Below are 18,121 nucleotides of genomic sequence, written 5' to 3' on the forward strand. Positions count from 1 at the left end.
CGATGACCACCACCGCCACCGTCCCCAGGACGGCCGGGGTGGCACGCAAGACGAAGAGGAAGAAGTCGGACGTCCTTCAGGCGGCCGCCTACCTGGCCCCCGGCATGTCCGGCTTCCTCCTCTTCATCGTCGTCCCACTCCTGGCCTCGCTCGTCATCAGCCTCTTCAACTGGCCACTGTTCGGCGATGCCACGTTCGTGGGCGTCCAGAACTACGTCGACCTGGTGACCAAGGACCCCCTGTTCTGGCAGGTCCTCCTCAACACCGTCCTCTTCGCCGCCGTCTACACCACCGCCAACCTGGTGGTCTGCATCCTGATCGCCCGCTGGCTGCTCAGCACCGGCCGCACCGGCACCATCGTGCGCGTCCTCATGTTCGTCCCCGTCGTCACCCCCATGGTGGCCAACGCGATGGTGTGGAAACTCATGCTCAACGGCGACGGGCTGATCAACTCGGCCCTCGAGTCGCTCGGGATGACGGGCCTGCCCTGGCTGACCGACGGTCCGCTGGCCATGACCTCGCTCATCATCATGTCGCTGTGGCAGGGCATCGGCTACAACATCATTGTCCTCACCGCCGGCCTCAACGCCATCAACCCGTCCCTCTACGAGGCGGCGCAGATCGACGGGGCCAGCGCGTTCCAGCGGTTCATGCGGATCACGCTGCCGATGCTCACGCCGTCGATCTTCTTCTGCACGGTCATGACGGTGATCGGCGCGTTCAAGGTCTTCACCCAGCCGTACACGCTCACCCTGGGCGGTCCCGGCACGTCGACGACCACGCTGGTGCTGTACCTGTACCAGAACGGATTCAGCTACGACAAGCTCGGATACGCCTCGGCCCTGGCCTGGGTGCTGTTCGTCATCGTCATGCTGATCACCGCCCTGCAGTTCTCCCAACAGAAGAGGGTGACCTACGATGCGTGACCGCCTCTCGACCAGCGCTGTGATCAGCCGCATCCTGGTGGCCGTGGTCGGCCTGATCTTCATCTTCCCGTTCATATGGATGGTGGCCACTTCCCTCAAGCCCAGCAACGAGGTGTTCTCCACAGGCACGAGCCTGCTGGCCTCGACGGTGGAGTGGGGCAACTACGTGACCGCGTTCACGGCGGTCCCGTTCATGCGCTACCTGGTCAACGGCCTGATCATCGCCACGCTGGGCGCCGCCCTCACCGCGGGGGTCGGCGTGCTGTCGGCCTACGCCTTTGCCCGGCTGCGTTTCCGGTTCCGTGACCAGTTGTTCCTGCTGTTCCTCGGGACGCTCGTGCTGCCCCAGGAGGTGCTGGTCATCCCCCTCTACATGATGTTCAGGTCGGCCGGGCTCGTGGACAGCTACGTCGCTCTGGTCCTGCCCTTCGCGTTCGGCGCGTTCAGCGCCTTCCTCCTCAGGCAGTTCATCATGGGCATCCCGTCGGAGTACGAGGAGGCGGCGAAGGTCGACGGGGCGGGCTCGTTCCAGACCTTCGTGCGGGTGATCCTCCCGCTGCTCAAGGCCCCGATGTCCGTGGTCGCGGTCTTCGCGTTCGTCGACTACTGGAACATGTTCCTGTGGCCGCTGATCATCGTCAATGACACGACCATGGCCAACGTCCCCCTCGGCCTGGCCATGTTCTCCGGTGAACGCGGGACCGATTGGGGCCCGCTGATGGCCGCCTCGACCCTGGCCGTCGTCCCCTCAGTCATCATCGTCGTCGCGCTGCAGAAGCAGCTCGTCCAAGGCATCAACATGAGCGGCTTCGGCGGCCGCTGACAAGGAGATCCACCATGACACCGGCAACATCCTTCGACGAGTTGTCCAGGCGCCAGCTGCCCCACTGGTTCGAGGACACCCCGTTCGGCATCTTCATCCACTGGGGGGCCTACTCGGTCCCCGCTTGGGCCGAACCCATCGGCGCGCTGGGGACCATCGACTGGGAGACCTGGTTCCGCCACAACCCCTACTCCGAGTGGTACTACAACACCATCCGCATCGAGGGCTCGCCGGCCCAGCAGCATCATCGCGATGTGTACGGCGAGCTGCCCTACGACGGCCTGCTGGACCTTTGGCAGGCGGAGAAGTTCGACCCCGCGGCGTGGGCCGAGCTGTTCCGCCACGCCGGCGCGGGTTACGTCATCCCCACCACGAAGCACCACGACGGCATCACGCTGTGGGACGCCCCGGGCACCGACGGACGCAACACCGTGGCGCGGGGCCCGAAGCGCGACCTCATCGGCCCCATCGCCGACGCCACCCGCGCGGCAGGCATGCTCTTCGGCGTCTACTACTCCGGTGGCCTCGACTGGCATGTGCGGCCTCTGCCCCCGCATACCAGCCAGGAGTCCGTCGATGACACCGGACGACCCAAGGACGCCGAGTACGGCGCCTACTGCGCGATGCAGTGCCGCGACCTCATCGACCGGTACTCGCCGGAGGTGCTGTGGAACGACATCGAGTGGCCGGACGACGCGAAGAACTTCGAGCCCGGCGGCCTCGGCACCCTGTTCAACTACTTCTACGACAAGGTGCCGACGGGGGTGGTGAACGACCGCTACGGCCAGACCCACTCGGACTACCGCACCAGCGAGTACTCCCACAACCTCGACAACGAGTCGGTGAAGGCCTGGGAGAACTGCCGCGGCATCGGCTACTCCTTCGCCTACAACCAGCTGGAGGACGAGCGGCACTACCTGACGGGCTACCAGATTGCCCGGATGCTGACCGACATCGTCTCCAGGGGAGGACACTTCCTGCTCAACGTGGGCCCGAAGGCCGATGGCACGCTCCCGGACCTGCAGCGGCGGGCCCTTGAGGACCTCGGCGTCTGGATGCAGGCCGGAAACAAGGAGGTGCTGTACGGCTCGCGGCGCGCGGACATGTCTGGCGTCGTGCCCGGCGACGGCGTCTGGGTGCGGGGCGTGCTCACCGACGGCGGACGGCGCCTCTTCGTCGACCTCGAGGACGCTGACCCGACGGCCGCCGCGACCGCCACGCTCGTCGTCGACGGTGCCGAGATGACCGTGCCCCTGCCCGCGGACAGGAAGGGGCCCGTGCAGGTCTGATCCTGCCGCTACCGCCGCAGGCCACTCGCACAGTGGCCTGCGGCGGTCGTGTACCGTCCACCTCATGCGCGTCGCCTTCATCTCGCTCCACACCTCACCCGCGGAGAGGGCCGGCACCGCCGACGCCGGCGGGATGAACGTCCTCATCAGGGCGCTCGCGAAGGCCCTGCAGCGGGCGGGCGCCCACGTCGAGTTCTTCACCCGGCGCTCCTCGCCGGACCAGCCCGACACCGCAACCCTCGACGACGGCCTCATCGTCCACCACATCACCGCGGGCCCCCAGACCCCGTTGCCGAAGAGCCAGATTGACCAACACATCGACGAGTTCCGGACCAACCTCGGCTCGCTCGACCGCTTCGATCTTGTGCACTCGCACCACTGGATGTCCGGCGTGGCCGCGATCCCGCTCGCCCGCGAGGCCGGCATCCCGCACCTCATGACCTTCCACTCCGTGGCGGCGCACCCGAATTCGCCCCTCCGCGACGGCGAGCCGCCCGAGTCGCCGGCCCGGCTCGACGGCGAGGTCTACTGCGCCACCCAATCGGACCTGATCCTGGCGGTCAGCCGGCACGAGGCCGCCGTCGTCATCGGCCGCTGCCAGGCGGACCCGGAGCAGGTGATGATCGTGCGCCCCGGCGTCGACACCGAGCTGTTCCACCCCGCCGGGCCGGGCGAGGTGTGGGTGCCCGCGTCAGGCGTGGAGCCGGGCTACGTGCTGTTGGCCGCGCGGCTCCAGCCGCTGAAGGCGCCCGACGTGGCCATCAACGCCCTGGCGCTGCTGCCCGAGGACGAGCGCCCGGACCTGGTCATCGTCGGCCAGGTGTCGGCTGACTTCGCCGACTACGAGGCTGAGCTGCACAGGCTGGTCGAGGCGGGCGGCGTCGCGGACCGTGTGACGTTCCTGCCCGGCCAGGACCGCGAGTCCTTCGCCCAGATCATGCGTCACGCCTCCGTGATGCTCGTGCCGTCCTACTCGGAGACCTTCGGCCTTGTGGCGCTGGAGGCCTCCGCCTCCGGCATCCCCACTCTGGCCGCCGCCGCCGGCGGCCTCACGGAGGCCATCTGCAACGGGCACACCGGCCAACTGGTCCCCACGCATGAGCCCCAGGACTGGGCGGACGCGCTGCTGGCTCTCCTCCGCGACCCGGACCGCCGGACCGGCATGGGCGTCACCGCCCGCGAACGCGCCGAGTCCATGACCTGGGAGCACGTGGCGGACCGCACCCTCCAGGCCTACCGTCGCGCCATCGCCAACGGGGCCGTCAAGCACGTCACGTTCATCCACGCCCACCCGGACGACGAGACCCTCTCCTCCGGGGCGCTCATCGCGCACCTCGTCGACGAGGGGCTGAGGGTCTCCGTGCTCACCTGCACCCGCGGGGAGATGGGTGCCGTGGTCCCCGGGCCGCTCTCGCACCTGGCGGGCACCCCTGCTCTGGAGCAGCGCCGCGAGGCCGAGCTTGCAGGCGCCCTGGACTCGTTGGGCGTGCACGCCCACGCCTACCTGGGGATGCCGCCGGCCCGCGCCACCGACGAGCCGCGGCGCTACCTGGACTCGGGCATGCAGTGGGTCTCGGAGGGTCTCGCCGGCCCCGCGGACGAGGCCGACGAACGGTCTCTCACCTCAGCGGACGAGGCGGAGGCGACGGCGGACATCGCGGCCTTCTTGCGGAAGATGGGCACCGATCTCGTGGTGAGCTACGGCGACGACGGCGGCTACGGCCACCCCGATCACGTGCGCACCCACCACCTGAGCCGGGCCGCGGCCGAGGAGCTGGGGCTGCCGTTCGCGGCCCTGACCACCGACCGCGACGCTGCCGCACGGTGGTTCGACCTCGAGGGATACCGTCCCCGAGTCGCGAAGGCGCTGCGGCATCACCGCACGCAGCTGACGGTGCACGACGACGACCGTTCGATCACGCACAGCGGCGGCCAGCCGGACAGCATCGTCACGTCGACGGGCCTCAAGGGCGAGGTGCCGCACCTCCCCTGACGGCCAGCGAGGCTGAATGGCGCTCGTGGACTGCCACGAGCGCGAAGGCCAGCACCCCGAGCGCCGGTGCCAGCAGCAGCAGGTACTGCCACACGATCACGACGGCAAGGCCCAGCGCCACGGCCGTCATCACTGCGACGAAGGGGGCCTGGGCCAGACGTCGGGGCGCCTGGGTCAGGAGAGCCTTCCAGCTCAGCCCGGGCCGCCAGGAGACAGCGGCCGTCAGGATCACCACCGCCGCGACACCAGCAGCCGCGCTCAACGCCACCGCGATCGGCATGGCGCCCGGGAGCCCCCCTCCGGCGGCGATGCCCAGGTCCAGCGCGATGAGTGCGCCGAGCAGGACGGACGCCACGCCCACTGCGGCGCCTCCCGGCGCGGCCAGGCGCAGGTCGGCGAAGAACTGCCCCACCGTCGCCCCCTCTCCGCGCAGGAACCTGCGCAGGTGGGCCGCCCCGGCAGCGAGCGCGGCGGGCCACGTCACCACGGGCACGCACGCCAACGCCATCAGGATTCCCACCCAGAGGACCTCGCCCAGGAGAGTGAAGGCCGACGACGCCCCGGGCCAGCGCAGGACGCTGCCGTCGGCGGGCTCGACCAACGCGAACCTGGAGCGCCGCCTCATCCCTTCAGCCCCTGCGTCGAGACGCCCTCCACGAGGAAGCGCTGGAAGATGATGAAGAACAGCAGGATGGGCAGCAGCGCCAGCACCGAGACCGCGACGGTGGCCCCGTAGTCCGAGGTCGACGTCTGGTCGTTGAACACGCGCAGCGCGAGGGGCAGCGGGTAGTTGTCCGGCGAGTTGAGGTAGAGCAGGGGGCCGAGGAAGTCGTTCCAGCTCCAGATGAAGGCGAAGATCGACGCCGAGACCAGCGCGGGCTTGATCAGCGGAAGGATGATCAGCCAGAAGATCCGCCAGTGGCCGCAGCCGTCGATGCGCGCGGCCTCGTCCATGTCGCGGGGCAGGGCCCTGATGAACTGGACGATGAGGAAGACGAAGAACGCCTCCACGGCCAGGAACTTGCCCAGCAGGAGCGGGACGAAGGTGTCGATGAGGTCAAGGCGCCGGAACAGCATGTACTGCGGAATGATCAGCACGTGGAACGGGAGCAGCAGCGTGCCGATCATGACGGCGAACCACACGCCGCTGCCGCGGAACCGGACGCGGGCGAACGCGTAGGCCGCAAGCGACGCCGAGATCACGATGCCCACCACCGACAACGAGGCCAGGATGAACGAGTTGAGGAAGTTGCGCCACAGCGGGACGCCGCCCACGCCCTCGATCACCTTGAAGTAGTTCTGGATGGTGGGGTTCTCGGGGAAGAAGGACTGGTTGGAGCCGAACTCGGCCGTGGGCTTGAACGAGGCCGAGAACATCCACGCCAGCGGGTAGAGGACCACTGCCGTCATGACGATCATCACCACGATCCACACGACGGTGGACCACGTGCGACGGCTGCGCATGCTGCGCGACGTGCGGGCGGCGGTGCCCCGGTCCGGTGCGGAGGTGATCGCGGTCATCGCTTGTCTCCCGAGTAGTGCACCCACTGGTTGGAGGTGCGGAACATGATGAAGGCGATCACGCCGACGGCGGCGAGCAGCACCCAGGCCATGGCCGAGGCGTAGCCCATCTGCGAGTTGGTGAAGGCCCTGGTGTACAGGTAGACGGTGTAGAAGTTCGTGGCTCCGGCCGGGCCTCCGGTGCCCGACCCGATGATGTAGGCCGAGGCGAAGATCTGGAACGCGTGGATCATCTCGAGCAGGAGGTTGAAGAAGATCACGGGCGAGAGCATGGGCAGCGTGACGCTGACGAACTTGCGGAGGGGGCCGGCGCCGTCGACGGAGGCGGCCTCGTACAGCTCGGCGGGGACCTGCTTCAGGCCGGCGAGGAAGATGACCATGGGAGCGCCGAACTGCCACACGGCCAGGAGGATCATCATCGGCAGGATGAGGGCGGGGATGCCCACCCATCCGCCGATGTCGATGCCGAAGAGGCTCAGCGAGCTGTCGACGGGGCCGCCGGTGGAGAACATGGCGCGCCACACGATGGCGATGCTCACGGAAGCGCCGATCAGCGACGGCGCGTAGAAGGCCGAGCGGAAGAACCCGGTGCCGCGGCTGCGGAAGTTGAGCAGCATGGCGACGGCCAGCGCCGCGGCGAGCTTGATGGGCGTGCCCACGAGGACGTAGATGAGCGTGATGCGGACCGAGCCCCACCACACCTCGTCGCTCATCATGCGCTCGAAGTTGCCGAGGCCGATGAACTCCGTGGTGCCGAAGATGCTGTAGTTCGTGAACGCCAGGTAGAGCGAGTAGAGCATGGGCCCTGCGGTGAGGACGAAGAATCCGATCAGCCAGGGAGTCAGAAAGAGGTACCCGGCGGCGTCCTCGCGGCGCTGGAGCGCCCTCCTCCGCCGAGGCGCGGGCGCTGGGGTGGTGGCGCCGGCGGCCCCGCCGCGGGCCCGGCGAGCCGGGTCCGCGGCGGTCGACGCCACGCTCTTGGGTGCGGTGGTCATGGTCATCGGTCCGTCTTCACCCTCAGGCGAGGATGACGTCGGCCTCGGCGAAGAACTGGTCGACGGCCTCGTCGACGGTCACCGCGCCGAGCCCGAGGGCCTTGCCCAGGTCCCAGAACTTCTGCTCCAGGGCGCCGTAGCCGACGACGGGGACCGGCGGGGCATCGCCGATGCGGTCCTCGACGGAGGCCAGGAAGTCGGCCACCTGCTTGTCCGGGCCCTCGAGCACGGCGCCTTCGAGCTTGCTGCTGGAGGCGGGGAAGCCGAGGGTGGTGCCGAAGATCTCGCCGGCCTCAGGGCTGTTGACCACGAAGTCGAGGAACAGCGCGGCCGCCTCCGGGTGCTCGGTGCCCTCGGAGATGGCCATCTGCAGGCCAGCCTGGCGGTAGAGGTCCTTCGCCCCTTCCTTGGCGGTGGGGGGCGCAACCATGGAGATGGACGCGGCGCCGGAGTCGGCCAGGTAGCCGCCCAGGAAGTTGCTCCAGCTGGTCTCGCTGATGGTCAGGTTGGCGCCGAAGCCGGACTTCGGGGAGATCTCCTCGAGCTTGTTCTGCGGGATGCCCGCACCGTCGCGCATGACGGCGCCGGACTCCCAGAACGCCTTCAGCTCCTCCTTGGTGAAGCCGAGCTCGCCCTCGTCGGTGTAGAGGTTCTTGCCGTCGGCGCGCAGCGCCAGCTCGAAGGTCTGGATGCGCTGGGTGATGTCGGTGCCGCCGTAGACGGCGCCGCCGGTGGCCTCGGTGACGCCGGCCATCCAGTCGATGAACTCGTCGAACGTGGTGCCGCCCTCAGGAGCCTCGACGCCGTTCGCGGCTGCGAGGTCGTCGTTGACGAAGTTCGCCCAGGTGCTGTAGCCGGTGGGCAGCGAGTACTGCACGCCCTCGAGCTGGCCGGTGCCCTTGAGCCCGTCGTCGAAGGTGTCCATGGTGATGTAGTCCGAGACCGTGCCGAGGTCCAGGAGGTAGCCCGGCTCGGCGTACTGGCGCAGGTAGCTGTCGGAGAACTGCCACACGTCAGGCAGCCCGCCGCCGGCGGCCTCGGTCTGCTTCTTCTCCCAGTAGGAGGGGAAGTCGGTGAAGGTGCCGTTGATCTCGATGTTGGGGTATTCCTCGTTGAACGCGGCGATCAGCTTCTCGTAGCGGGCGGCGCGGTCGTCGTTGCCCCACCAGGTGAAGTTGAGCGACACCGCGGCCTGCGGGTCGAAGGATTCGGTGGCCTCGGGGGCGGTCTCTCCGCCGCCGCTGCCGCAGGCGGTCAGGGCGAGTGCCGTGCTCGCGAACAGCGCCGCAATGGCTCGCTTCTTGGGGAACATCAGGTGTCCTCTCGGTCGGAACGTCGTCGTTCTGGTGTGGCGCGTCACGGGCATCTGGTTGTCCGCCACGCTTGGAAAGCGCCTTCCCAAAAGCTAACACCGCTTGAAACGTTTTTGCAAGAGCCCGCCGGAGGAATTCTGGTAACGGTTCGGTAATGTTGACAGGACAAAGACCGTAGACATGGGCGTTTGGGGTAGCCAAGTCCGTGGAATCGTTGTCCTGAGGACGCGCCGCCCTGGGGTTGTCGACGCGTTCAGGGCCGCCGGCCGACGGACCCGATCAGCCGGCGCTAGGATGCCCGGGGGCAAGCGTTGTCCCTCCCTTATCCGCGCGAGGCGAAGCATGACCACCACCACACCCTCCGGCCCCTTCTCCGCCGCGCTCGATTACGTGTCCGGCCTTGTCGACGACGGTGGGCTGCCCACCGCGGTGCTGGGCGTGGCCACCGCCGACGGGGTGGTGGAGCTCGAGGCCTTCGGCTCATCGGGCACGCGCGCGATCCGCACGGCGGACCACTTCCGGCTCTTCTCGATCACCAAGCCCCTCGTCGGCCTGCTCGCGGCCCGCGAGCTGGAGCGCGGGACCCTGACGCTGGACACGCCGCTGGCCGACGCCCTCCCCGGGTTCGGCAGCCACCGCGACGACGTGGTGCGCCTCCGCCACCTCGCCTCACACACCTCGGGCATCACCGAGCCTGAGCTCGACGACCCGCGCCCACTGCGCGAAGCCCTGCTGAGCGCCGGCCGCGACACTCCCGTCGGCACGCTGCGCCGCTACTCGTCGCTGGCCTTCGAGGGCATCGCGGCGCTCATCGAGCACGCCTCCGGCGCCACGTGGGAGGCGGGGCTGGCGGGGCTCAACTCGACGCTCGGCACCCGGTTCACGCTCGACGAGGCCGCGGATCCGCCGCCCGTCCTGGGCCTCGACGGGTTCCACATGGACAGGTTCGCGGCGCAGCACCACCCGGGCGCGGGCGTGATCGCGCGCGCCGAGGACCTGCTCGCCGTCGGCTCCTCACTGTTGCGCGGCGATGGCGCCGTCGTGCGGCCGGAGACGCTGGAGCTGACGCGACGCCCGCTCACCGTCGGGGTCCCGGTGCATGAGCCGCTCCCGCAGGACGACGGCGACCAGTACGGCTTCACATGGAAGCTCCCCGGCTGGGGTGCGGCCGACGGGGTGTTCGGCCACGCGGGCTGGTCGGGCACCGAGTTCTGGATCAACCCGACGGCGGGGCTCGCCTGGACCCTCATGACCAACCGCCCCGAGCGGCCCGGGTTCGACGTCGCCACCCTGAACTCCCTCGTCGCGGCGGGCCGCTGAGCGTGCGCCCCGCGCGGTCAATGTGCAGACAACTGAGCGCCATACGGACGGCATAGAACCAGACAAACGTTATCCGGACCCCCTATTGACAGTACAAAGACCGGGATCTAGGCTGAGGGCACGCTCAAGGATGAGCAACCCGAAAGGATGACGATGGCTGTCGACAAGAGCCGCAACACAGACCCGCGCTACTCCAGGCTGACGGTTGGAGTCTGCCCCGACCAGTGGGGCGTGTGGTTCCCCGAGCACCCCGACCAGATCCCGTGGGAGAAGGCGCTCGACGAGATGGCCGAGGCCGGCTTCTCCGTGATGGAGACCGGGCCGTTCGGCTACTTCCCCACCGACCCCAAGCGCCTCATGGAGGAGATGGGCAAGCGCGGCTTCCGCGTCGTCGCCGGCACCGCCTGGGGCATCCTCCACAAGGAGGAGGCGTGGGCGGACACCGAGAAGACCTTCCGCGCGGTGGGCGAGACCCACGCCGCCGTCGGCGCCGAGTACGTGGTGCACCTGCCCCCCATGTTCCGCGACGAGATCACCGGTGACTTCACCGACGACCGCCACCTCGACGGCGCCGCCTGGGACCTCTACATCAACAACGCGAACCGCCTCGGCCGCATGATGAAGGAAGACTACGGCCTCAAGATGGTGCTGCACCCCCACGGCGACTCGCACATCGAGACCCGCGAGGACATCGACCGCATCTTCCAGGCCACCGACCCCGAGTACGTGGGCTTCTGCCTCGACACCGGCCACATCGTCTACGGCATGGCCGACAACATCGCGCTCATCCAGGACTACCCGGAGCGCATCTCCTACGTCCACATCAAGGCCATGGACCCCAAGCTGGTCAAGCAGGCCCACGACGAGGACTGGCCGTTCGTGAAGGCCGTCAAGGCCGGCTGCTCCGTCGCACCGCCGGAGGGCGAGCCCGACATGCCGACCCTGGTCGAGGCCCTCGCGGACCTCAACAAGGAGCTCTACGTCATCACCGAGCAGGACATGTTCGGCTGCGACCCCGGCTACCCCCTCCCCAACGCCATCAAGACCCGCGAGTTCCTGGCCTCCTGCGGCCTCGGCCTCCTCTGATCCGCGAAAGACTGACTCACATGACCCTTCGTATCGGAATGATCGGCCCCGGCGGCATGGGGAAGGCGCACATCGAGCGCATCCACACCGTCATCTCCGGCGGCCGCGTGGTGGCCGTCAGCGACGTCAACCCGGACAACGCGGCCGCGGTGGCCGAGCAGATCGGCGGCACGGCCTTCGCGAGCAGCGCCGAGCTCATCGCCTCGCCCGAGGTGGACGCCATCATGATCGCCAGCTACGGCCCGGCCCACAAGCCGGACGTGATCGCCGCAATCAGGGCCGGCAAGTACGTGTTCTGCGAGAAGCCCCTGGCGCCGACGGCGGCAGAGTGCGTCGAGATCATGGACGCCGAGCAGGAGGCCGGCAAGAAGCTGGTCACCGTCGGCTTCATGCGCCGCTTCGACGCCTCCTACCGCGAGATGAAGAAGATCCTCGACGACGGCGAGGTGGGCGAGGCCCTCATGGTGCACAACGCGCACCGCAACCCCACCGTGCCCGAGATGTACACGTGGGACATGGCCATCAACGACACGGCCATCCACGAGATCGACACCATGCGCTGGCTGCTCGGCGAGGAGTTCGTCTCCGCCCGCGTCGACAAGCCGAAGAAGACCTCGCTGCGGTATCCGCACCTGCAGGATCCGCTGGTGCTGATCCTCACCACCGAGTCCGGCGTACGCGTCGACGACGAGGTGTTCGTCAACTGCCAGTACGGCTACGACATCCAGTGCGAGCTGGTGGCCGAGCAGGGCATCGTGCGCCTCGGCGACCAGGAACTGGTGGTCCGCGCCGACAAGCTCGGCCGCCACAACCGGCTCACCATGGACCACAACCAGCGCTTCGGCCAGGCCTTCGTCACCGAGGTCCAGGAGTGGATCACCGCGGCCGCCGCGGATCGCCACACCGGCTCCAGCTCCTGGGACGGCTACGCCGCCGCCGTGGTCTGCGACGCCGGGGTCAAGGCCCTGACGGAGGACGGCGAAGTGCCGATCTCCATGATGGAGCGTCCCGCCCTCTACGCGTGACCTGACGGGTGCCCGCCCCCGGGCGGGCACCCGCTCTCCGTCTCGCGCTCCTCTCCCCGCTCCGCCCCCGCCCAGCACGCCAAGGAAGCCGTCATGGTCAAGATCCTGCTCGACCCCTCCATGTACCACCCCCACCTCACCGTCGCCCAGGAGTGCGAGAAGGCCGCCGACCTCGGTTACGGCTACATCGAGCTCTCACCGCGCGCCGATTTCCACGAATGGCACCACTACCCCAAGGTGGACAACGCCGAGATCACCCGCGTCAAGAAGGCGATGAAGGCCACCGGCGTCAAGATCGAGACCTTCAACCCCGTCTTCAACTGGGCCTCCCCCGACGAGCAGGAGCGTCAGGCGCAGGTGCGCAACTGGCGGCGGCTGCTCGAGATCGCCGAGGAGCTGGAGGTGCCGATGATCGCCACCGAGTTCTCCGGGGACCCCACGCGGCCCCTGGCCAGCGAGCACCAGTTCTACCGCTCCATCGAGGAGCTGATCCCGGACTTCGAGAAGCGCGGCATCGAGTGCGTCGTCGAGGCCCATCCCTACGACTTTGTTGAGACAAACGACCGCGCGGTGCAGGTGGTCCGCGGTGTGAACAAGGACTGGTTCAACTACCAGTTCTGCCTTCCGCACCTGTTCCACCTGTCCCAGGGGAAGAGCAACCCCCGGGAACTGATGGAGTACGCCGGGGAACGCCTGCGCCACGTCCACGTCGCGGACGTCTGGAACCACCTGGCCAACGTCGGCAACCGCTACATCATCAACCCTCCGGGCGTAGACGCACGCATCCACCAGCACAACGAGATCGGCAACGGCGAGGTCCCGTGGGACGAGGTGTTCGGCTACCTGCGCGAGGTCGAGTACGACGGCCGCCTGTCGGTGTGCGTGTTCGGCTGGGAGGAGGACGCTGACGCCATCCACATCCGGATGCGCGAGCGCCTGGAATCCGAGTTCGCAACAAACTGATAACAAGTGGATCTTTGTCTTGACATAGATCTTCAATCCAAGCCATCATGACTGTGTCGCGACGATGCGACGCTCCTCCCTGCGGGGTCACCAGACACCCGCACCCACCTCGGAAGAGAGACTGCAATGAAGCAAGGAATCAAGCTCGTCGGCCTGCTGGCCGCCGGTGCCCTCGCCTTGAGTGCCTGCGGCACCACCGCCAGCACCCCCTCCACCACCGCGGCCGAAGGCTCGGACGCCCCCTCGTCGGAGGCCATCGAGACCGTGGCCTACGAGCCCAGCGATGTGGTCAAGCCCGCCGACGGCGAGACCATCAAGATCGGCGTCACCTTCCCCATCCTGGACCAGTTCCTGCAGACCGTCGCCGACGGCATCGAGGCGCGCGCCGCTGAGGCGGGCGTCGAGGTGACCATCGTGGCCGCCCAGGAGAAGGCCGACGTCCAGCTCGGCCAGGTCGAGAACTTCATCTCCCAGGGCCTTGACGGCATCATCATCATTCCGGTGGACACCGACGCTGCCGGCCCCATGACCGAGAAGGCCCAGGACGCCGAGATCCCGCTCGTCTACGTCAACCGTCGCCCCTCGGACCTCCCCGTGGGCGTGCCCTACGTGGGCTCCAACTCCCTCGTCGCCGGCCAGCTGCAGATGAAGGCACTCGCCGAGCTCGCAGACGGCAAGGGCAAGGTGGGCATCCTCATCGGCGACCCCGCCAACGAGGCCGCGCGTGACCGCACCGAGGGCTGCAAGCAGATCCTCGAGGAGTACCCGGACATGGAGCTCCTGCGCGAGCAGGCCGGCAACTGGTACCGCGAAGAGGGCCTGGCCATCACCGAGAACTGGATCCAGTCCGGCGACGAGATCGACATCATCTGCGCCAACAACGACGAGATGGCCCTCGGCGCCATCCAGGCGCTGAAGAACGCCGGCAAGCTCGACGACGTGCTGGTGGGCGGCGTTGACGCCACCGCCGACGCGCTGGCAGCCATGAAGGCCGGCGAGCTCGAGGTCACCGTGTTCCAGGATGCCGCCGGTCAGGGCGCCGGTGGCGTGGACTCGATCATCAACCTGTACAACGGCGAGAAGGTCGCCGGCGTCATCGACGTGCCGTACCAGCTCGTCACGCCTGACAACATGGCCGACTTCGAGAAGTGACCCCCACGGGTGGCCGGGCGCGATGACCGGCCCGGCCACCCCCTTCGCAGGGAGATTGGAAGAAATGCAAGAGGTAATTCTGCGGATGCGTGACATCCGCAAGACCTTTCCGGGCGTGGTGGCCCTGGACGGCGTGCAACTCGACGTACGGAGCGGCACCGTCCACTCGCTCATGGGTGAAAACGGCGCTGGCAAGTCCACGCTGATGAAGTGCCTGATCGGCATGTACACCCCGGACGCGGGCACCGTCGAACTCGCCGGCGACCTGGTGAAGTTCAAGGACACCAAGGACGGCCTCGAGCACGGCATCTCCATGATCCACCAGGAGCTGTCCCCCGTGCCGGAGATGATGGTGGCGGAGAACATCTGGCTCGGCCGCGAACAGCGTGGCAAGTTCGGCCTCCTGGACCCCAAGCTCATCATCCGCAAGACCCAGGAACTGTTCGACGAGTGGGACATGAAGATCGACCCGCGCGCCAAGATGAAGGACCTGACGGTGGCCCGCCAGCAGATGGTGGAGATCGCCAAGGCCATCAGCTACGACGCCAAGATCATCATCATGGACGAGCCCACCTCGGCCATCCCCGAGCGCGAGGTGGACCACCTCCACAAGATGATCAAGCGGCTCACCGACTTCGGCGTGGCCATCGTCTACATCACCCACAAGATGGATGAGGTCTTCAAGATCTCCGACGACATCACCGTCTTCCGCGACGGCAAGCACGTCGTCTCCCTTCCCGCCAAGGAGCTGGACCGCAACAAGCTGATCCAGCTGATGGTGGGCCGCGAACTGACCAGCCTCTTCCCGAAGCTCGACGCTGAGATCGGCGAAGTGGTCCTGTCAGTGAAGAACCTCAACCGCGGCCGGCTCGTCCGCGACGTCAGCTTCGAGGTGCGCCGCGGCGAGATCCTCGGCTTCGCCGGCCTCATGGGCGCGGGACGCACCGAGGTCCTGGAGACCATCTTCGGCATCGAGACCGCCGACAGCGGCGAGATCTACGTCGACGGCAAGCGGCTCACCGTGCGGGAGCCGAAGGACGCCATCGCGGCGGGGATCGGCATGCTCACGGAGGACCGCAAGCTCAACGGCATCATGGGCGTGCTGTCGGTGCGCGACAACATCACCATCGCCGCGCTGCCGAAGTACAGCCCCAAGGGCTTCCTCAACATGGCCCAGATCAAGAAGGACAGCGAGGCCCAGCGCCAGGCGCTGCGCATCAAGACCCCCACGCTCGAACAGCTGATCAAGAACCTCTCCGGCGGCAACCAGCAGAAGGCGCTCATCTCGCGCTGGCTGCTCACCGTCCCCGAGATCCTCATGATCGACGAGCCCACGCGAGGCATCGACGTGGGCGCCAAGAGCGAGATCCACCGCCTCATGTCGCAGCTCGCGCAGCAGGGCAAGGCCATCATCATGGTCTCGTCCGAGCTGCCCGAGGTGCTCGGGATGAGCGACCGCGTCATCGTCATGCACGAAGGCCGCATCTCCGGTGAGCTCTCCCGCGCGGAGGCCAACCAGGAGTCCATCATGCAACTCGCCACCGGCGGCACCGCGGCCGCGTAGGAAGGAACCACTACTCATGTCTGACACCACTGTTGAGGCCAAACCGAAGTTCGACGCGACGGCGGCCATCAAGAAGTACGCCATCCTGCTCATCCTCATCGCCTTCATGGTGATCCTCACCCTCGTCACAGGCGGCACGTTCCTGCGGGCGCAGAACCTGATCAACGTCGTCGTGCAGGTTGCCCCCATCGGCATCGTCGCGCTGGGCATGATGTTCGCCATCATCACCAAGGGCATCGACCTGTCCGTGGGCTCCACCGTCGCACTCGTGGCCGTGGTTTCGGCCAGCCTCGCCCAGGTCCAGAGCGACAGCATGCTGCTCCCCGGCCTCCCGCCGCTTCCGATCTTCGTCTCGGTGCTCGTGGGCCTGCTCGTCGGCGCCATCGTGGGCGCGATCGTCGGCACGCTCGTGGCGTACTTCCGGATCCCGCCGTTCGTGGCCACCCTCGGCATGATGACCGCGGCCCGCGGCCTCGCCAACATCTACACCGGCGGACGCCCCGTCTCCAACCTCGCCGACGGCTTCAACTGGCTCGGCCAGGGCGCCATCCTCGGCATCCCGGTCCCGATGATCATCTTCCTGCTGGTCGCGCTGGTCATCTGGGTGGTCCTCAACCGCACCCGGTTCGGCCGGCACACCTACGCCATCGGCGGCAACGAGCAGGCCGCCCGCGTCTCCGGCATCAGCATCGGCAAGGTGCAGTTCCTCATCTACACCCTGATCGGCATCCTCGCCGGCCTCGCCGGCATGATCCTCGCGGCGCGCATCGGCTCGGGCCAGCCCACGCTGGGCGTCATGCTCGAGCTGGACGCCATCACCGCGGCGGTCATCGGCGGCGTGTCCTTCAACGGCGGCATCGGCGTGGTGTGGGGCGTGGTGGTCGGCGCACTGATCATCGGCGTCATCAACAACGGCCTCGACCTCATGAACGTCTCCCCGTTCATGCAGATGGTCGTCAAGGGTGCCATCATCGTGATCGCGGTCATCATCGACGAGCGCAAGAACCGCTAGTCGTCTTCCACACGCTGCAGGGGCGGGGCCGGGTGGCTCCGCCCCTGTCGCATGCTCCGGCTACGGTGGAGGCATGCGCCTGATCCTGATCCGCCACGGAGAGACCGAGAGCAACGTCAACCGACAGCTGGACACCGCCTTCCCCGGGGCGCCGCTCAACGAGAACGGCCTGGCGCAGGCTGAGGCGCTCGTGGAGGCCATCGCGCACGAGGAGATCCACGCGCTGTACGCCTCCACCCTGACCCGGGCCCAGCAGACCGCTACGCCGCTTGCCAGGGCGCGGGAGCTGGAGCTGATCATCACCGACGGCATCCAGGAGATCGCGGCCGGCGTGGAGGAGATGAACACCGACTGGAGCGTGTACGTGGGCATGCTCAACACCTGGGCGCCGGACAACCTCGACGTCGGGCTCGAGGGAGGCGAGACGGCACGGCAGTTCATGACGCGCTTCACCAACGCCGTCGCGGCAATGGAGCAGGCGGGCGACGAGGTGGTGGCGCTGGTCAGCCACGGCGCGGCCCTGCGCGTCTGGGCGATCTCGCAGGACCCGTCGATCGGGTTCGAGAACGCCCACCCGCTGCACAACACGCAGTGGATCGTCCTCAACGGGTCCACCAACGACGGATGGAAGATCGAGCAGTGGGGTGACTACGTCACCTCCACCGACGACACCGACTGACCCTGCCACGAGGTCCGAGCGGCCACCCCCCGCTGGTTGAGCCGGGCCAGCCCGCGCAGCGGCGCAGCCCGCGTCGAAACCGACTCGCGCACGGTGCGGGGAGCCCTGACACGAGGCCCGTGCGGCCCTTGTCCCCCGTCGCATCGTCGGGCGCCCGATTGTCGGTGGTCGGGTAGTTGAGGCCGCCCGAGCCTCGTCCCACGTCTCCCCACACTGGTTCCGCTGTGGCGTGGCCGGTCCCGGGCGGGCGCCGGCAGGGCGGCCCTGGAGCGAGTCTGCCCAAGCGGGACGCCAGTTGGGCGATCGCCGGGTTGGGCATCACTGCGCGCAGCCGCCCCGCCGTCCCCCACCCTCGTGCACAGCCCCAGCACCGTGGTCAGGGCCGTGCCTCATGCGCGTCGGCGTCGGTTCCCGCGCGGGCACGCTGCGACCTGAGATGACAGCGGAGCGGTGGCTGAGG

At 68.0% G+C, this 18,121-nt stretch carries 16 protein-coding genes; 12 read left to right on the plus strand and 4 right to left on the minus strand.

Features of this window, described 5'->3' with window-relative positions; all coding sequences use genetic code 11:
- The first annotated feature begins 2 nt into the window (after positions 1-2).
- From ACX1D3_RS01075 to ACX1D3_RS01090, 4 genes are all read left to right on the plus strand, one after another.
- A complete protein-coding gene (locus tag ACX1D3_RS01075) occupies positions 3-926 on the plus strand; it encodes a carbohydrate ABC transporter permease (RefSeq protein WP_458995132.1) in 924 nt (307 codons plus the stop codon).
- Positions 919-1,749 carry a carbohydrate ABC transporter permease gene (locus ACX1D3_RS01080; RefSeq protein WP_458995133.1) on the plus strand — a complete coding sequence of 277 codons (831 nt, stop codon included), beginning with the start codon at positions 919-921 and terminating at the stop codon, positions 1,747-1,749. Before ACX1D3_RS01075 ends, ACX1D3_RS01080 begins: the two co-directional genes overlap by 8 nt.
- 14 nt (positions 1,750-1,763) lie before the next feature.
- Positions 1,764-3,038 carry an alpha-L-fucosidase gene (locus ACX1D3_RS01085; protein WP_458995134.1) on the plus strand — a complete coding sequence of 425 codons (1,275 nt, stop codon included), beginning with the start codon at positions 1,764-1,766 and terminating at the stop codon, positions 3,036-3,038.
- Positions 3,039-3,102: 64 nt separating this feature from the next.
- On the plus strand, positions 3,103-5,031 hold the full coding sequence (locus ACX1D3_RS01090; RefSeq protein ID WP_458995135.1) for a glycosyltransferase: 1,929 nt from the start codon (positions 3,103-3,105) through the stop codon (positions 5,029-5,031).
- Here the strand turns inward: ACX1D3_RS01090 and ACX1D3_RS01095 are convergent.
- From ACX1D3_RS01095 to ACX1D3_RS01110, 4 genes are read right to left on the minus strand one after another with little or no spacing between them, the layout of a single operon-like run.
- Positions 5,003-5,656, minus strand: coding sequence for a hypothetical protein (locus ACX1D3_RS01095; protein ID WP_458995136.1), 654 nt, complete (start codon positions 5,654-5,656; stop codon positions 5,003-5,005). The genes ACX1D3_RS01090 and ACX1D3_RS01095 overlap by 29 nt on opposite strands.
- Positions 5,653-6,552 (minus strand): carbohydrate ABC transporter permease, encoded by a 900-nt coding sequence (locus ACX1D3_RS01100; RefSeq protein WP_458995137.1) that lies wholly within the window; start codon positions 6,550-6,552, stop codon positions 5,653-5,655. Before ACX1D3_RS01100 ends, ACX1D3_RS01095 begins: the two co-directional genes overlap by 4 nt.
- Complete coding sequence (locus ACX1D3_RS01105) at positions 6,549-7,553, minus strand: carbohydrate ABC transporter permease (RefSeq protein ID WP_458995138.1); 1,005 nt, start codon at positions 7,551-7,553, stop codon at positions 6,549-6,551. The genes ACX1D3_RS01100 and ACX1D3_RS01105 overlap by 4 nt, the downstream gene beginning before the upstream one ends.
- A gap of 16 nt (positions 7,554-7,569) precedes the next feature.
- Positions 7,570-8,859, minus strand: coding sequence for an ABC transporter substrate-binding protein (locus ACX1D3_RS01110; RefSeq protein WP_458995139.1), 1,290 nt, complete (start codon positions 8,857-8,859; stop codon positions 7,570-7,572).
- 343 nt (positions 8,860-9,202) lie between these two features.
- Here ACX1D3_RS01110 and ACX1D3_RS01115 point away from each other — a divergent pair, with 343 nt between their 5' ends.
- From ACX1D3_RS01115 to ACX1D3_RS01150, 8 genes are all read left to right on the plus strand, one after another.
- The gene (locus ACX1D3_RS01115; protein WP_458995140.1) at positions 9,203-10,180 is read left to right on the plus strand and encodes a serine hydrolase domain-containing protein; all 978 of its coding nucleotides are present in this window, start codon (positions 9,203-9,205) and stop codon (positions 10,178-10,180) included.
- Between the two features lie 153 nt (positions 10,181-10,333).
- Positions 10,334-11,266 carry a TIM barrel protein gene (locus ACX1D3_RS01120; protein WP_458995141.1) on the plus strand — a complete coding sequence of 311 codons (933 nt, stop codon included), beginning with the start codon at positions 10,334-10,336 and terminating at the stop codon, positions 11,264-11,266.
- Between the two features lie 20 nt (positions 11,267-11,286).
- Positions 11,287-12,291 (plus strand): Gfo/Idh/MocA family protein, encoded by a 1,005-nt coding sequence (locus tag ACX1D3_RS01125; RefSeq protein WP_458995142.1) that lies wholly within the window; start codon positions 11,287-11,289, stop codon positions 12,289-12,291.
- A 93-nt stretch (positions 12,292-12,384) separates the two neighbouring features.
- A complete protein-coding gene (locus tag ACX1D3_RS01130; RefSeq protein ID WP_458995143.1) occupies positions 12,385-13,254 on the plus strand; it encodes a sugar phosphate isomerase/epimerase family protein in 870 nt (289 codons plus the stop codon).
- A 126-nt stretch (positions 13,255-13,380) separates the two neighbouring features.
- The gene (locus ACX1D3_RS01135; protein ID WP_458995144.1) at positions 13,381-14,406 is read left to right on the plus strand and encodes a sugar ABC transporter substrate-binding protein; all 1,026 of its coding nucleotides are present in this window, start codon (positions 13,381-13,383) and stop codon (positions 14,404-14,406) included.
- A gap of 64 nt (positions 14,407-14,470) precedes the next feature.
- Positions 14,471-15,970, plus strand: coding sequence for a sugar ABC transporter ATP-binding protein (locus ACX1D3_RS01140; protein ID WP_458995145.1), 1,500 nt, complete (start codon positions 14,471-14,473; stop codon positions 15,968-15,970).
- Positions 15,971-15,986: 16 nt separating this feature from the next.
- The gene (locus ACX1D3_RS01145) at positions 15,987-16,982 is read left to right on the plus strand and encodes an ABC transporter permease (RefSeq protein ID WP_458995146.1); all 996 of its coding nucleotides are present in this window, start codon (positions 15,987-15,989) and stop codon (positions 16,980-16,982) included.
- Between the two features lie 73 nt (positions 16,983-17,055).
- Entirely contained in the window at positions 17,056-17,661 is a 606-nt protein-coding gene (locus ACX1D3_RS01150; RefSeq protein WP_458995147.1) for a histidine phosphatase family protein, read from the plus strand.
- The last annotated feature ends 460 nt before the right edge of the window (positions 17,662-18,121 follow it).

This window comes from Tessaracoccus yangjingae, from assembly GCF_054483935.1.

Coding starts and splice junctions, on each gene's coding strand:
- ACX1D3_RS01125 (WP_458995142.1), top strand. CDS start 11,287: ATGACCCTTCGTATCGGAATGATCGGCCCCGGCGGCATGGGGAAGGCG.
- ACX1D3_RS01150 (WP_458995147.1), top strand. CDS start 17,056: ATGCGCCTGATCCTGATCCGCCACGGAGAGACCGAGAGCAACGTCAAC.
- ACX1D3_RS01120 (WP_458995141.1), top strand. CDS start 10,334: ATGGCTGTCGACAAGAGCCGCAACACAGACCCGCGCTACTCCAGGCTG.
- ACX1D3_RS01140 (WP_458995145.1), top strand. CDS start 14,471: ATGCAAGAGGTAATTCTGCGGATGCGTGACATCCGCAAGACCTTTCCG.
- ACX1D3_RS01080 (WP_458995133.1), top strand. CDS start 919: ATGCGTGACCGCCTCTCGACCAGCGCTGTGATCAGCCGCATCCTGGTG.
- ACX1D3_RS01130 (WP_458995143.1), top strand. CDS start 12,385: ATGGTCAAGATCCTGCTCGACCCCTCCATGTACCACCCCCACCTCACC.
- ACX1D3_RS01115 (WP_458995140.1), top strand. CDS start 9,203: ATGACCACCACCACACCCTCCGGCCCCTTCTCCGCCGCGCTCGATTAC.
- ACX1D3_RS01135 (WP_458995144.1), top strand. CDS start 13,381: ATGAAGCAAGGAATCAAGCTCGTCGGCCTGCTGGCCGCCGGTGCCCTC.
- ACX1D3_RS01075 (WP_458995132.1), top strand. CDS start 3: ATGACCACCACCGCCACCGTCCCCAGGACGGCCGGGGTGGCACGCAAG.
- ACX1D3_RS01105 (WP_458995138.1), bottom strand. CDS start 7,553: ATGACCATGACCACCGCACCCAAGAGCGTGGCGTCGACCGCCGCGGAC.
- ACX1D3_RS01145 (WP_458995146.1), top strand. CDS start 15,987: ATGTCTGACACCACTGTTGAGGCCAAACCGAAGTTCGACGCGACGGCG.
- ACX1D3_RS01110 (WP_458995139.1), bottom strand. CDS start 8,859: ATGTTCCCCAAGAAGCGAGCCATTGCGGCGCTGTTCGCGAGCACGGCA.
- ACX1D3_RS01095 (WP_458995136.1), bottom strand. CDS start 5,656: ATGAGGCGGCGCTCCAGGTTCGCGTTGGTCGAGCCCGCCGACGGCAGC.
- ACX1D3_RS01100 (WP_458995137.1), bottom strand. CDS start 6,552: ATGACCGCGATCACCTCCGCACCGGACCGGGGCACCGCCGCCCGCACG.
- ACX1D3_RS01090 (WP_458995135.1), top strand. CDS start 3,103: ATGCGCGTCGCCTTCATCTCGCTCCACACCTCACCCGCGGAGAGGGCC.
- ACX1D3_RS01085 (WP_458995134.1), top strand. CDS start 1,764: ATGACACCGGCAACATCCTTCGACGAGTTGTCCAGGCGCCAGCTGCCC.